Origin of the sequence: Pseudomonas sp. NFACC51, from assembly GCF_900103575.1 — a bacterium.
GTDB classification, from domain to species: domain Bacteria; phylum Pseudomonadota; class Gammaproteobacteria; order Pseudomonadales; family Pseudomonadaceae; genus Aquipseudomonas; species Aquipseudomonas fluorescens_Q.
On record NZ_FMXH01000002.1, the window covers coordinates 46919 to 61419 of the forward strand.

12 protein-coding genes are annotated in these 14501 nt (G+C 61.7%); 7 read left to right on the forward strand and 5 right to left on the reverse strand.

What is annotated here, in order from left to right:
* The first annotated feature begins 9 nt into the window (after positions 1–9).
* From nirJ to BLT00_RS04330, 3 genes are read left to right on the forward strand one after another with little or no spacing between them, the layout of a single operon-like run.
* Positions 10–1188, forward strand: a complete 1179-nt coding sequence (nirJ, locus tag BLT00_RS04320; protein WP_092145790.1) for a heme d1 biosynthesis radical SAM protein NirJ — start codon at positions 10–12, stop codon at positions 1186–1188.
* Positions 1189–1228: 40 nt separating this feature from the next.
* Positions 1229–2071 (forward strand): uroporphyrinogen-III C-methyltransferase, encoded by an 843-nt coding sequence (cobA, locus tag BLT00_RS04325; protein ID WP_092145792.1) that lies wholly within the window; start codon positions 1229–1231, stop codon positions 2069–2071.
* A complete protein-coding gene (locus tag BLT00_RS04330; RefSeq protein ID WP_092145794.1) occupies positions 2068–3564 on the forward strand; it encodes a nitrite reductase in 1497 nt (498 codons plus the stop codon). Before cobA ends, BLT00_RS04330 begins: the two co-directional genes overlap by 4 nt.
* A gap of 208 nt (positions 3565–3772) precedes the next feature.
* On the opposite strand, the gene BLT00_RS04335 is transcribed toward BLT00_RS04330, so the two are convergent.
* The 3 genes from BLT00_RS04335 to BLT00_RS04350 form a co-directional block, all read right to left on the reverse strand.
* Positions 3773–4957, reverse strand: coding sequence for a porin (locus BLT00_RS04335; RefSeq protein WP_092145796.1), 1185 nt, complete (start codon positions 4955–4957; stop codon positions 3773–3775).
* Positions 4958–5327: 370 nt separating this feature from the next.
* The gene (locus tag BLT00_RS04345; protein ID WP_092145800.1) at positions 5328–6602 is read right to left on the reverse strand and encodes a glucarate dehydratase family protein; all 1275 of its coding nucleotides are present in this window, start codon (positions 6600–6602) and stop codon (positions 5328–5330) included.
* The gene (locus tag BLT00_RS04350) at positions 6599–7996 is read right to left on the reverse strand and encodes an MFS transporter (protein WP_256572751.1); all 1398 of its coding nucleotides are present in this window, start codon (positions 7994–7996) and stop codon (positions 6599–6601) included. Before BLT00_RS04350 ends, BLT00_RS04345 begins: the two co-directional genes overlap by 4 nt.
* A gap of 107 nt (positions 7997–8103) precedes the next feature.
* Between BLT00_RS04350 and BLT00_RS04355 the strand changes: the two genes are divergently transcribed.
* Positions 8104–9000 (forward strand): LysR family transcriptional regulator, encoded by an 897-nt coding sequence (locus BLT00_RS04355; protein WP_063320823.1) that lies wholly within the window; start codon positions 8104–8106, stop codon positions 8998–9000.
* A gap of 475 nt (positions 9001–9475) precedes the next feature.
* Complete coding sequence (locus tag BLT00_RS04360) at positions 9476–9910, forward strand: nuclear transport factor 2 family protein (protein WP_063325053.1); 435 nt, start codon at positions 9476–9478, stop codon at positions 9908–9910.
* 115 nt (positions 9911–10025) lie between these two features.
* Here BLT00_RS04360 and BLT00_RS04365 read toward each other — a convergent pair whose 3' ends face one another.
* Positions 10026–10949, reverse strand: a complete 924-nt coding sequence (locus tag BLT00_RS04365; RefSeq protein ID WP_092145804.1) for a LysR family transcriptional regulator — start codon at positions 10947–10949, stop codon at positions 10026–10028.
* Positions 10950–11075: 126 nt separating this feature from the next.
* On the opposite strand from BLT00_RS04365, the gene BLT00_RS04370 reads away from it, so the two are divergent.
* Together BLT00_RS04370 and BLT00_RS04375 are read left to right on the forward strand one after the other, a co-directional pair.
* Positions 11076–11282, forward strand: a complete 207-nt coding sequence (locus tag BLT00_RS04370) for a tautomerase family protein (RefSeq protein WP_025213530.1) — start codon at positions 11076–11078, stop codon at positions 11280–11282.
* A 253-nt stretch (positions 11283–11535) separates the two neighbouring features.
* Positions 11536–12270, forward strand: coding sequence for an SDR family NAD(P)-dependent oxidoreductase (locus BLT00_RS04375; RefSeq protein WP_092145806.1), 735 nt, complete (start codon positions 11536–11538; stop codon positions 12268–12270).
* Between the two features lie 66 nt (positions 12271–12336).
* Here BLT00_RS04375 and BLT00_RS04380 read toward each other — a convergent pair whose 3' ends face one another.
* Complete coding sequence (locus BLT00_RS04380) at positions 12337–14466, reverse strand: TonB-dependent siderophore receptor (protein WP_092145808.1); 2130 nt, start codon at positions 14464–14466, stop codon at positions 12337–12339.
* Positions 14467–14501: the final 35 nt, after the last annotated feature.

Genomic DNA, 14501 nt, shown 5'->3' on the forward strand with positions numbered 1-14501 from the left:
GAGCGCCTTATGTTGAGGATCAGCCATTACCTGCGAGCCCTGGCCGGGCATTGCCCCGCCCCACGTGTCGCGCCACCGGGCAGCAGCCGCCCACCAGTGGTGATCTGGAACCTGCTCAGGCGCTGCAACCTGACCTGCAAGCACTGCTATGCAACGTCGGCCGATAGCGTGTTTCGCGATGAACTGGACACCCCGGCGGCGCTCCAGGTCATTGACGACCTGCACGAGGCCGGCGTGCGGGTGTTGATCCTCTCCGGCGGCGAACCGCTGTTGCGCGAGGACCTGTTCCAACTCAGCACTTATGCCCGCGACAAAGGTTTTTTCCTCGCTTTGTCCACCAACGGCACGCTGATTGACGCTTCCAATATCGAACAGATTGCTGCGGCGAACTTTGATTACGTGGGCATCAGCATCGACGGACTGGAAGCGACCCACGATGAATTCCGTCAGCTCAAGGGCAGTTTCGCCAGCTCCATGGCGGCCATCCGGCTTTGCCGCGAGCAAGGCATCCGGGTCGGGTTGCGCACCACCCTCACCCAGCAAAACCATGCCCAGTTGCCGCGCTTGCTGGATTTGATGAATGAGTACGACGTACAGAAATTCTACCTGTCGCACCTCAACTACAGCGGCCGGGGCAAGCGCAGTCGCAAGCTCGATGCCCAGCAACAGATGAGCCGCGAGGCCATGGCCTTGATCTTCGAGCGGGCCTGGCGCGACATCGAACAAGGCCGCGACAGTGACTTCGTCAGCGGCAACAACGACGCCGACGCAATCCTGCTGCTGCAATGGGTCGCCCGGCGTCTGCCCCAACACTACGCCGCACTCGAGCAGATGCTGCGAGCCTGGGGCGGCAACGCGTCGGGTAGCGGCATCGCCAACATCGACAATACCGGCGAGGTTCACCCCGACACGTACTGGTGGCAGCACTCGGTGGGCAATGTCCGCCAGACACCATTCAAGACGCTCTGGCTCAATCGCCCCGATGCCCTGCTGCTCAAGCTACGCGAACACCCACGGGCCATTGGCGGTCGCTGCGGACAATGCCGCTGGCTGGCGATCTGCAACGGCAATACCCGCACCCGGGCCTGGGCCGACGGTGACCTATGGGGCCAAGACCCTGGCTGCCACCTCAGCGACGAAGAAATCGGCTTGCACGCGATCCCCAGCGTTGCGATGCCCTGCGCCTGATCAACCGACGGCGAACCCGATACCGAACCAAGGAAGTCCCATGCCTGCCTCCATCGTTTTGCCCGCTGCCCTGCAATCGCCCTTCAGACCGGGTGAAGTCGCCCTGGTCGGCGCCGGCCCCGGTGACCCGGGCCTGCTGACATTGCGCGCCTGGAGCCTGTTGATGCAGGCCGATGCGGTGGTCTACGACCGCTTGATCAGCTCGCAATTGCTCAGCCTGATCCCCCTGACCTGCGCCCGCCACTACGTCGGCAAGGCCGCCGGTTGCCACAGCCTGCCCCAGCCACAGATCAACGAACTGCTGGCCGACCTGGCCGACCAGGGACAGCGGGTGGTGCGCCTCAAGGGCGGTGATCCGTTCATCTTCGGTCGCGGCGCCGAGGAACTGGAGTATCTGCTGGCCCGCGGTATCGATTGCCAAGTCGTGCCCGGCATCACCGCCGCGGCCGGTTGCAGCACCTATGCCGGCATTCCCCTGACCCATCGCGACCTGGTCAATTCCTGTCGCTTCATCACCGGTCATTTGCAACGCGAAGGTGACTTGAACCTGCCCTGGCAAAGCCTGGCGGATGACAGCCAGACCCTGGTGTTCTACATGGGTCTGTCAAACCTCGGCACCATCGCCGCACAACTGATCGCGGCGGGCCTGGCGGCTGATACGCCGGCGGCCTTGATCAGCAACGGCACACGCCCCGACCAGCAGGTCTTGCGCGGCACCCTCCAGCAATTGCCGGAGATGGCGTTGGCATGCGCCGAAGGCCTGCCGACCTTGACGGTGATCGGCAAGGTGGTTGGCTTGTTTGCCCATCAGGTATTGGAGCATCCGGCGCGCCTGCATCCGGCCCTACCGCTCCAGCCAACTGTCGCGAGGGTGGCCTCATGAGGATCGGCTGGCTTGCCCCATTACTGTGGATCGGTGCCGTCCACGGCGCCACGGCGCCTGACCCGGACCTGGCGTTGGCCGAACAGAACTACCAGCAACACTGCCAGCAGTGCCACGGGGTCAATCGCATCGGCGGCGCCGGGCCGGCGCTGTTGCCCCAGAGTCTGAGTCGGATCAAGCCCGACGAAATCCGCCAGGTGATCGAGCATGGACGTCCGGCCAGCCAGATGGCGGCATTCGGCGCGGTGCTGGAGCCCGTGCAGATCGATGGCCTGACCCACTATCTCCAACGTCCACCGGCCGTCGAACCGACCTGGAGCGAGGACGATACTCGCCGCAGCCATCGCCTGCTGGCGGATATCGCGACCCTGCCCGACAAACCCCAGCACCACGCCGATCCGCTGAACCTGTTCGTGGTGGTGGAAGCTGGCGATCATCACGTCGATATCGTCGACGGGGATCGTTTCGAGGTCCTGGCGCGCTTCGCCTCACATTTCGCGGTGCATGGCGGACCGAAGTTTTCGCCGGACGGACGCTTCGTCTATTTCGCCTCCCGGGACGGCTGGATCAGCCTGTATGACCTGCACAACCTCACGCTCATCGCCGAGGTGCGAGCCGGGCTCAATACCCGCAACCTGGCGGTGAGCAAGGACGGGCGCTGGGTGCTGGTGGGCAACACCCTGCCCGGCAACCTGGTGGTGCTGGATGCCCGCGACCTGTCATTGGTCAAGACCGTTGCAACGGTGGGGCTGGACGGCCAGGCGTCGCGGGTCAGCGCGGTCTATACCGCGCCGCCGCGCAACAGCTTCATCGTCGCCTTGAAAGATGTGAAAGAGGTCTGGGAACTGTCCACCGGCCCGAATCCGGACTTTGTGCCCAGGCGTATCGAGGCCGAGGATTACCTCGATGATTTTTCCTTCTCGCCCGATTACCGGCAATTGCTCGCCACCTCGCGCAAGGCCCAAGGCGGCCAGGTGATCGACCTCGACACGGGGCGGATTGTCACCGATATCGCGCTGCCGGGCATGCCGCACCTGGGCTCGGGGACCTATTGGAAACGCGATGGACACTGGGTGTTCGCCACGCCCAACATCAGCAACGGGCTGATTTCGGTGATCGACTTCGACACCTGGAAAGTCATCAAGCAGATCCCTACCCTGGGGCCGGGTTTCTTCCTGCGCAGCCATGCCAATTCCCGCTACGCCTGGACCGACGTGTTCTTCGGCCCGGACAACGATGCCATCCACCTGATCGACAAAAAGACCCTGGAAATCGCCCACACGCTGCGGCCCATGCCCGGTAAAACCGCCGCCCACGTCGAGTTCACTCGCGACGGCCGCTACCTGCTGCTGAGCATTTGGGATACCGATGGCGCGCTGATCGTCTACGACAGCAACACCCTCGAGGAAATCAAGCGCCTGCCCATGAACAAGCCGTCGGGCAAGTACAACGTCGGCAACAAGATCGAGTTCGCCGAGGGGACGTCACACTGAAAAAAGGGGGCTGATGCGCAGCCCCCAATATCAATCAGTCTCGGGGCCGCTTCGCGCCCCAGCGGGAGCAAGCTCCCTCGCCACAGGATTGCACCGTACTCAAAAATGAAGTCGAACACTGCTCTTGTGGCGAGGGAGCTTGCTCCCGCTGGGCTGCGCAGCAGCCCCAAAAGCCGACCTGGCACGCCTCAGTTGAAGGGAGTCACCCTTACCAGGTGAGCACCGCCCCCACCGCGAAGGTATCGGTGTCTTCGTTCTGGGCGCTGGTGTCGTGGCCGTTGATTTCGAACTGGTTGTACTCGGCCACGAGCTTGAGGTTGTCGTTGATGTCGTGGAACAGCGCGATGCCACGGGTTTCGTAATCGGCGCCACTGCCCACCACACCGTTGCCGTCGTCATCGGTCTTGCCGTAGGACAACGCCAGGCGGTTCTTGCCCAGCTTGTAGGAGCCCTGCAACAGGTAGCCCTTGCTGTCGACATTGCGCAGGGTGGCTTCACCGGCGTTGTTGGTGAAGAACGGGTTGATGCCCTTGGCCTGGAACCCCGAGCCGGTCAGCGACAACCCGCCCATCTTGGCCTGCACACCATACCCCAGGCCCTTGGAAGTGACCGATTCGACGGTGGAGTCGGTGTTGTCCGAGGTCTGGTAGCTGCCGTTGAGCCAGCTGTAGATCTTCGCCCCGCCCAGATCGAACTGATAGGTGATCTCGCTCTCGGTGCGCGGGTTTTCCTGATAGGCCTTGCCCGTGGCGCTGTTGTCGTTGGTGTCCACCGGGTCCATGATCCCCACCGCCACGCGCAGGCCCTCCATCACCGGCGTGCGGTAGGTGATCTGCGAGGTCGGGAACGGGTACGGGTAACCGCTGCCGATGTTGCCGAACGACACGCCACCGCCGTCCACCAGGCCCAGGGTGTCACTGACCTGGCCGTAACCGGCGAGCAACTCGTCCAGCAGGATGTTGGAGCGGGCAAACAGGCCGAAGTCCTTGCCGATCAGCACCTCACCCCACTCCGGGTTCGCCACGGTGCCGTAGAACTGGCGCACGTCGATGGCGGTGTCGGTGCCATTGGTTTCACTGTCGTTGATGGTCACCCAGAACGAGGCCCGGGCACCGAGCTTGAGGTCATCGACCTGCTTGCCCATGTTGAAGCCCAGGTAGTTGGGCAAGAACCCCATCTTGACCCGCGCCTGCCGACGGTCGTACTGCTCACCCGCGCGGTCGACGTCACTGTTGACGTAAAAGGCGTTGATGTAGCCGTCGGTGGAAAAGGTGGTCTGGTCCTTGTCGTACAGCATGATTTCGGCGTTGGCCCAAGGCATCAGGCCCAGGCTCGAAACACCTACGATGACCGCAGGCAAAAAACGTTGGCGGGTATTTTTATTGTTGTGCATGGCGCGCTCCGCAACAGGGGACTGGATGTCGGAGGCGATTATCGAAAGGCGCCAGGGCGCGTCATACGCTGCCTTGGAGGCAATTGGCGGATGCTTTGGAAGCGCCGGCCCGGCGCGGCAGTTTGGGTGTAAGACGGCGAGGCTGGCGGGTGCGGTACTTTGGGTGTGGGCCGCAGGGGGGGCCTGGGAGGATCAACTCATTGGTCAGTCATAGCGAGTTGTTTGGTTTGGGGCTGCTGCGCAGCCCAGCGGGAGCAAGCTCCCTCGCCACAGGGGTCGCACCCACACTCAAAATTGAAGTCAGATCCAGCTTTTGTGGCGAGGGCGCTTGCTCCCGCTGGCCTGCGCAGCAGGCCCCCTCGCTGTCTCCTCAGAACCTCGGCTTGACGGTCTTCCACTCCGGCCGGTAACGCTGCATCTGCCGCACATCGTCGCGCTGGCGGATGCCGCAACTGAGGAACTGGTCATGCAGCTTGCCCAGTTGATCCCGATCCAGTTCCAAGCCCAGGCCCGGCGCCCGGGTGATCTTCACGCAGCCGTCGACAATCGGCAGCTTGCCACCCTTGATCACTTCTTCATCCGGTTCCTGCCACGGGTAATGGGTGTCGCAGGCGTAGTCCAGGTTCGGCACCGCTGCCGCCACGTGGGCCATGGCCATGAGGCTGATGCCCAGGTGCGAGTTGGAATGCATCGACACGCCCAGGCCGAAGGTGCTGCACATTTTCGCCAGGGCCTGGGTGTCGCGCAGGCCGCCCCAGTAATGGTGGTCGGCCAACACGATCTGCACGCTGTCCAGCGCCACGCTACGGCGGAACTCATCGAAATCGGTGACCACCATGTTGGTCGCCAGGGGCAGCCCCGTGCGCTTGTGCAGCTCGGCCATCCCCTCCAGCCCCGGTGTCGGGTCTTCGTAGTACTGCAGGTCATCCCCCAGCAGCTCGGCCATGCGAATCGAGGTTTCCAGGGACCAGTTACCGTTGGGATCGATGCGCAACGGATAGCCGGGAAATGCCCGTTTCAGCGCCTTGATGCAGGCGACTTCATGCTCCGGATCGAGAGCGCCGGCCTTGAGCTTGATGCTCTTGAAACCATAGTCCTGGATCATCCGCCGGGCCTGGGCAACGATCTGTTGTTCGTTGAGCGCCTCGCCCCAACTGTCGGGCGGGTACGGCGAATCGATGTGCTCGGCGTACTTGAAAAACAGATAGGCGCTGAACGGGATCTCGTCGCGGATCGCGCCGCCCAGCAGGTCCACCAACGGCACGTCCAGGTAATGGGCCTGCAAATCCAGGCAAGCCACTTCGAACGCCGAATAGGCATTGCTCACCGCCTTGCTCGCGTGGGAACCCGGCGCCAGTTCGGCACCGGCAACGCTGGCCGGTTTGTGCGCGGCGACGGTCGCCTGGACGATAGACCGCAACTGGTTGAGGTTGAACGGATCCAGGCCGATCAACTGGCTCTGCAACTGCTGCTGGATCGCCAAGGCCGGCGCATCGCCGTAGCTCTCCCCCAGACCGATGTAACCGTTGTCGCTTTCGATCTCGATGATCGAGCGCAACGCGAACGGCTCATGGATGCCGCTGGCGTTGAGCAAAGGTGGATCGCGAAAAGCGATGGGTGTGACGGTGACGCGTTTGATCTTCATACAGCGGCTCCCGATGGGCCAGGTTTCAAGGCTTGAGAGGTTTGCGACTGATCGACTTCGACAACGGCTTCGGGCCGGCCGGACAGTGAGTTCGGGGTATCGCGCTTCGGTGCGGTGCGAGCGAAAAAGATCACCACGGCGGCGACAAGCGAAGTGGCGGCCAACCCATACAGGCCCCCCTCGATGGAGCCAGTGGTCTGCTCCAGGAAACCGAAGGCCGTCGGCGCCACAAAACCGCCGAGGTTACCGATGGAGTTGATCAAGGCGATCACCGCCGCCGCGATGCGTGCATCCAGGTAGCCTTGGGGAATCGGCCAGAACAACGCCGACGCCGCCTTGAAACCGATCGCCGCAAAACAGATCGCCACGAAGGCAAAGATCGGCCCTCCCGTGGTGGACATGAACATGCCAAACGCAGCGACCACCAGCGTCACCGCGATCCAGGCCTGCTGGAATTTCCATTTGCCGGCCAGGGCGGCAAAGCCGTACATCGCGATGATGGAAATGATCCACGGAATGGAGTTGAGCAAGCCGACCTGGAAGTCTCCCAGGTTGCCCATTTTCTTGATCATGCTCGGTAGCCAGAACGTGGCACCGTAGATGGTCAGGGCGATGGAAAAGTAGATGAAACAGAACAGCGCGATCTGTCGGTCAGCCAACAATTTGAACATCGACGGCTTGATCACCTGGGCCGCCTCCCGGGCCCGTTGCTCTTCGGCGATAGCGGCGATCAATACGGTTTTCTCTTCACTGCTCAGCCATTTCGCCTGGCTCGGATGCGATTGCAGCCAGAACCAGACAAACCCGCACAGCACGATGGAGGCGAAACCTTCGATCAGGAACATCCATTGCCAACCATGCAGCCCCATCCCGCTGATGTGCAGCAAGGCGCCGGACACCGGGCCGGAAATCACCGAGGCGATGGCCGACCCGCTCAGGAAGATCGCCATCGCCTTGCCGCGCTCGTTGGCAGGTAGCCATTGGGTGAAGTAGTAGATGATGCCGGGAAAGAACCCCGCCTCCGCCGCGCCGAGGATGAAGCGCAGCACATAGAAACTGGTTTCGCCGCGCACAAAAGCCATGGCCATGGCCGCCGCGCCCCAGGTGAACATGATGCGCGTCAGCCAGGCCCGCGCGCCGTAGCGTTGCAACAGCATGTTGGACGGCACTTCAAACAGGGCGTAGCCGACGAAGAACAACCCGGCGCCAAGCCCATAGGCGGCAGCGCCGATGCCCAGGTCGGTTTCCAGGTGACTGCGCACGAAACCGATGTTGACCCGGTCGATGTAGTTGACGATGAACATCACCACCACCAACGGCAGTACATGACGTTTGACCTTGGCCGCCGCGAGCGCCAGGGTGCTGTCATGGGTGGAGTCCGTTACGTTATTCAAGGGGTGCCTCCCGATCATTGTTTTTGTGGGAACGGGACGATGATGGACGCGGTGGATTGTTCCCGTCTAATCTAACTTGGCACTTGATTGATACCCGGATTGAATCAATGTTTGAGCTGGCCCAGTTGCGCTGCTTCACCACCGTGGCGACCGAACTCAACTTTCGTCGTGCCGCCGAACGCCTGAACATGACCCAGCCTCCGCTGAGCCGGCAGATCCAATTGCTGGAGCACCACTTGGGCGTCGAACTGTTCACCCGCAGCACCCGCAGCGTGGCGCTCACTGCCGCCGGCCGGGCGTTTTTCATCGAAGCGCAGAACCTGCTGGAACAGGCCCAACAAGCCGCCATCGCCGCCCGGCGCTTTGCCCAGGGTGACATCGGTTCGGTGACCATCAGCTTCGTCGGCAGCGCGGTGTACGAGTTTCTGCCCAAGGTGATTGCCGAGGCCCGGCTGAAACAGCCCCAGGTCAAAATCGTCCTGGCGGAGATGAACACCTACCAGCAGCATGAAGCCCTGCGCGCTCGGCGCATCGACCTGGGCATCGTCCGCTCGCCACTGCTGGAGACCGGCTACGCCACCGAATGCCTGGTGCGCGAACCCTTCGTACTGGCGGTGCCTGCCGGACATCCGCTGGCCAGCGCCGAGACCGTGAGCGTCCAGGATCTGGACGCCCAACCGTTCCTCATGTATTCCCACGCCGCCTACCCGCCCTTCAACGAACTGCTCACCGGCATGCTGCGCTCGGCTCGGGTCGCGCCGCAATTCGTGCAATGGCTGGGGTCGTCGCTGACGATCCTGGCACTGGTCAATGCCGGCATGGGCCTGGCGCTGGTGCCGCGTTGCGCCAGCAGCGTGGTGTTCAAGCAGGTGGTGTTTCGCGAGATCGACCTGGGCGAAGGGGTTCAAAGCGAGTTGCACCTGGTATGGCGCCAGGACAACGACAACCCGGCGTTCACCATGTTGCTGGAAGGAATTCGGGGAGCGGTTCGCGAGGGCCTGTGAATACACCACCGCAGCTAAAAGCCCCCCCCTGTGGCGAGGGAGCTTGCTCCCGCTGGGCTGCGAAGCAGCCCCAAAAAAGACAACGCAATAAACCTGACACACCTCGATGCCGATTCGTGGGGGCTGCTGCGCAACCCAGCGGGAGCAAGCTTCCTCGCCACAAAAACTGGATGCGACGCGCCTTGTGGCGAGGGGATTTATCCCCGCTGGGCTGCGAAGCAGCCCCAAAAAGACAACGCAATAAACCTGACACACCTCGGTGCCGATTCGTGGGGGCTGCTGCGCAACCCAGCGGGAGCAAGCTCCCTCGCCACATTGTTGGCCATCCCCCCCGATGTTCTTTTGACCAGACCTGGCTGATTTCACAAATGGCCTAGCTGTCTGGCTATTCCCGTTGCCTTCGACAAGTTGTACGATGACCGATGAGAGCAAGCGCTCGTATGTTCCGGATACCTACAACAACAAGGAAATCTCCATGAAAAAAGCGACATTGATCGTCAGCTTCTTGTGCCTGTTCAGCGGCTACGCAGCGGCAGCCCCTTCTTCGGCCGAGCAGGAAGTGGCCGAGGCCGTCGACCACCTGACCCAAGCCATGCTGCACAAAGACATCCCACAACTCCAGGCACTGGCCGCCGAGAACCTGACCTACGGGCACTCCAGCGGCAATATCCAGGACAAGAAAGCCTTCATCGCCGACATCGAAACGGGCAAGAGCGCGTTCAAGACCCTGGAAATGCAGAACCAGAAAATCACCTTGTCCGGTGACGTAGCGCTGGTGCGCAACCACTTCTCGGCCCAGGCGCTCAAGGGCACCGAAGTGGTTCCGACGGAAATCGAGAACTTCCAGATCTGGCAGAAGCAGAAGAATGGCAAGTGGCTGCTGATTGGCCGTCAGGCGTTTCGGTTCTGATCGCGATCTGACGGTTGGAATCTCTGTGGCGAGTGAGATCGAGTGAGCACTTCGCGCTCAAGCGGGAGCAAGCTCCCTCGCCACAGAGATGCCTTTTCAGCCCTGGCACCTTGTGTCAGGCCAAGGCCCATTGCTGCCGGTACTCCAACAGGAAATCCACGAAGGCACGCACCCGTTGCGGCACGTACCGGCCATGGGGATACAGCAGTGTGAAAGGTCGTGACCGTCCCCCGAAAGGCTGCAACACCTCCACCAGCCGGCCATCCGCGAGTTCCTGTTCGACGATGAATCGATAGGTCTGGAACAACCCGGCGCCATGCTTGGCCAGCGTCACGCCGCCAAGCACATCGTCCGAACAACAATATCCCCCTTCGCCGAACACCTCCTTTTCTTTGCCCTCGACATTGAACAACCAGGAAATCCGTCGCCCGCTACTGGGCAATTCGAACTGGATGCACTCGTGATCGTCCAGGTCTTCAAGGGTCTGCGGCGTGCCGGCCTTGCGCAGGTAGTCCGGTGAGGCGACCACCGCCAGATTCGCGTCTTCCAACAACCTGGCGATCATGGAGGAGTCCGGCTGGGCCCGCACCCGGATGGCGAGGTCATAACCTTCGGCAACGAAATCGATGTTTCGATTGCTCAGGTGCAGGTCCACAGTCACTTGCGGGTACAGCGCTCGAAAGGCCGGCAGCAACGGCAGGATGCGGTGATGGCCGTAGGTAGTGGGCAGGCTGATGCGCAGTTGCCCGGACGGCACCGATTGCGCGCCCATCATTTCCTGTTGCGCCTCGACCAGTTGCGTCAACGCCTGCCGACATTGCTCGAAATAGGTCTTGCCGGCTTCGGTCAGGCGGATGCTGCGGGTGGTGCGTACGAAAAGCCTTGAACCCAGGCGCTCTTCCAGGCGAAAGATCGAGCGGCTCACTGCCGCCGGGGTAACCCCCGCCAACTGCGCCGCCGCCGTGAAGCTGCCCGCCTCCGCCGCCAGGCAGAACAGTTCTATGCTGCCCAACTGCAGGTCTTCGAAATGACGCTTCATGATTCATTACACCGCGTATCAACTGAAGTTTCCAAAGGCCTGTTTATCAGTCTGCGGCGTATAAATACAGTGGCCTTCCACCGCGCAGGGTTGTCCTGCGCTCATTTCCATCAGTTGGAGTGCAACATGCCTTTCGTCAATGTGCGAATTACCCGAGACGGCGTCACCCGTGAACAGAAAGCCCAGGTGATTTCCGAAATCACCGAAACCCTCCAGCGCGTACTGGGCAAGGACCCGCATTTGACCCACATCGTGATCGAGGAAGTCGACACGGATAACTGGGGATACGCGGGCATGACCACGACGGAGTATCGAAGTCTTCCCAAGGAATAACGCCCTGCCCCTCCCGAGCCCGGTCCAACTGACCGGGCTTTTTTCTGCCTGCGACAATCCTGTGAGCGTTACCGGCGAACCTGGGTTTGCAATCAGCCGGGAACATTGTGTGTGGCCCCGACCATTGATTACATGACGTATCAACTCAAGTACCAGAAGCCTTATTTATCAAACCCTGGCGCATCAATACCCTGGACTCAACCACCGCCAACACAGGCGCACCGGTTCAACTCAATGTGATCAGGAGTCAATCATGAGCCTCAAACAAACCGTCATCATCACCGGCGCTTCCAGCGGGATCGGCCTGGGTTTGGTCAAAGCGTTCCTGGGTCGGGGCTATAACGTGGTGGGCAATGCCCGCTCCCCGTCCGGCCTGGAGGCTGCCGCCGCCGACCTCGGCCACCCGGCCGGCTTCATCGGCGTGGCCGGCGACATCGCTGACCCGGCCACCTCAACCGCCCTCATCACCCAAGCCGTCGCGGCGTTTGGCGCCGTTGACGGGCTGGTGAACAACGCCGGCTTCTTCCTGCCAAAACCCTTCGTCGAATACAGCCCCCAGGATTTGGACGCGCTACTGGACACCAACCTCAAGGGTCTGGTCTACGCCAGCCAGGCCGCTGCCGCGCACATGATCGGGCGCCAACAAGGCTTTATCATCAACATTTCAGCCGCCGTGGCCCTGCAACCGAACATCCAGGTGCCGGCAGCACTGCCGGTGTTGATCAAGGGCGGCGTCAACCAGATGACCCGCGCCCTGGCCCTGGAGCTGTCGCCCCACAACATCAAGGTCAACGCGGTCGCCCCCGGCATCATCGACACGCCCATGCACGACCCGGCGCACCGCGCATTCCTCGACAACCTGGCCCCAGCCGGTCGGGTGGGCACCATCGAGGAAATTGCCGAGGCCGTGTTGTACCTGGCGGGCGCCGATTTCACGACTGGCGCGATACTGCCGGTGGACGGCGGGATGAGCACAGGCAAGTGGTAAAGAGGCAAGTGGTAAAAAGAAAAACCCCGAAGGCAGAACCTTCGGGGTTTTCATGACGCATCGAATTCAGAGCGTGTAGGAGATGCCGGCCTGCACGGTTCGCGGTGCACCCGGGTAGGCATAGACGCCCCCGAATGCACCCTCTTCGTAGTCGGCGTCAAACAGGTTCTTCAGGTCCAGGTTGAGGCGGATCCGCTCGTTGACCTTGTAGTAACCGAGCAGGTCCACGACGGTGTAGCTGTCCATGGAAAACGGGTTGACGCCCATCTTCCCGGCCCGCTCATCGACGTACCTGGCCCCCAGTCCCAAGCCCAGCCCTTTAAGGCCTCCGTCCTGGAACTCATAGACGTTCAACAGGCTGAAGCTGTTCCTTGGTACGTTGAGCAGTCGGCTACCCTTCTCGAAGGTGTTGTCCTTGACCACTTCGGCGTCCACATAAGCGTAGCCGCCGATCACGCGCCATTCCGGCGTCAGGTTTCCCGCCACGTTCAGGTCAAAACCACGACTCCGTACTTCACCGGCGGCCACATTAAGTGTCGAGTCCTGTGGATCTGAGGTGAGCACATTGCGTTTTTCGATTTGGTACACCGCGGCATCTACGCTTACCTGACGATCCAGCGCTTCCCACTTGATGCCCATTTCATAAGATTTGCCCTCTTCAGGCTTGAATCCACCACCCTGCGCATTGCGTCCGGTGTTGGGTTTGAAAGAACGAGCCGTATTCGCGTAGACAGCCACCGTGTCGGTCAAGTCGTAGATCACTCCCAGACGCGGAGTGACGGCGTTATGGCTGGCATCCCAGTCACCATTGGCGGTAGCAAAATTCTCGTACTTATGCTCGAACCGCTCGAAACGCGCCCCAGCCAACAACTTCAAGCGCTCAGTCAGCGCCACCTGATCCTGGACGAACACGCCAAACGTCTTGAGGTTTTCCTGGTCATCGGTGGGCTTGCGCGTCAATGCCGGGCGTGGCTGGCCATACACCGGGTCGAAGATATCGATCGGGTAAGCCCCGACGACGCCGGAGGAACGCTGGATGATGGACTGGTAGTCGTAGTCTTCATACTCGATACCCGTCAGCAACGTGTGCTCGAACCCGCCAGTGGAAAAATGCCCGGTGAGGTTGAGTTGGGTGTCGCGGTCGGTCCACTCCAGCTTGCGGTAGTTGAAGTTGCGACCCAGGGTGCGCCCATCGGCGGCGATGCCGTTGCCTTCGATGGCATTGCCCTGCAAGGTGCCGTCGAGCCATTGGGTACCGCCGGCCAGGGTCCAGTCGTCGTTGAGCATGTGCTCGAAACGCACCTGCAGCATGTTGTTGTCGTTATGCAGCTTGCCGACGTCTTTTTCACCGAAGAACGTATCCCGCGACGCGGTGCCGCGCTGGCCGGCGTAATGAGTCAAGCCACGGTCCAGCGGCGCATTGTTGCGCATGAAGTCGCCTTCGAAGGTCAGGCGCGTGGTGTCGTTGACCTGCCAGGACACCACGGGTGCAACGCCGTAACGCTCGGTCTCGACGTGATCGCGGAACGTGTCGCCGCCCTCGCCGATCACGTTCAGGCGATAAGCCAGGCGCCCTTCTTCATCCAACGGACCGGACGCGTCCAGCGTACCGCGACGCATCCCCTGGTCGCTGACCTGGCTACCCAGGGTCACCGTGCGCTCGGCCAACGGCTGCTTGGACACCACGTTGAAGGTACCGCCGGGATCGCCCCGGCCATAGAGCATGGTGGCCGGGCCGCGCAAGACCTCCAGCCGCTCGATGGTGTTGGCGTCAGGCATGTTCGGGTAGCCACGGTTGATCGGGAAACCGTTGCGGTAGAACTCTCCGGTAGTGAAACCGCGTACGGTGAAAGTAGTCAGGCCCTGGCCGCCGAAGTTGTTACCCCGGCCGACTCCTCCAGCGTAATCGAGGGCGTCCTGCAGACGCGTGGCGCCAAGGTCTTCGACGACGTCGCGAGACACCACGGAAATGGATTGCGGGGTTTCATGGATCGCCGTGTCGGTACGGGTGGCACTGGCCGAACGGGTGGCGTGATAGCCCTTCACCGGTCCCTGTGCTGATTCATAGTCGGCGCTACCGACGATATCCGTGGCTTGCAACTCAAGGGAAGCCGGCTTGGCAGGGACTGGCTGTTCAGCCCAGGTGGAAACGGAATAAGCCTGGAGCACACACAGTGAAACGAGTATCCGACGCATCGATGCACAATCCTAATGGAAAAAAGCCTCCACGT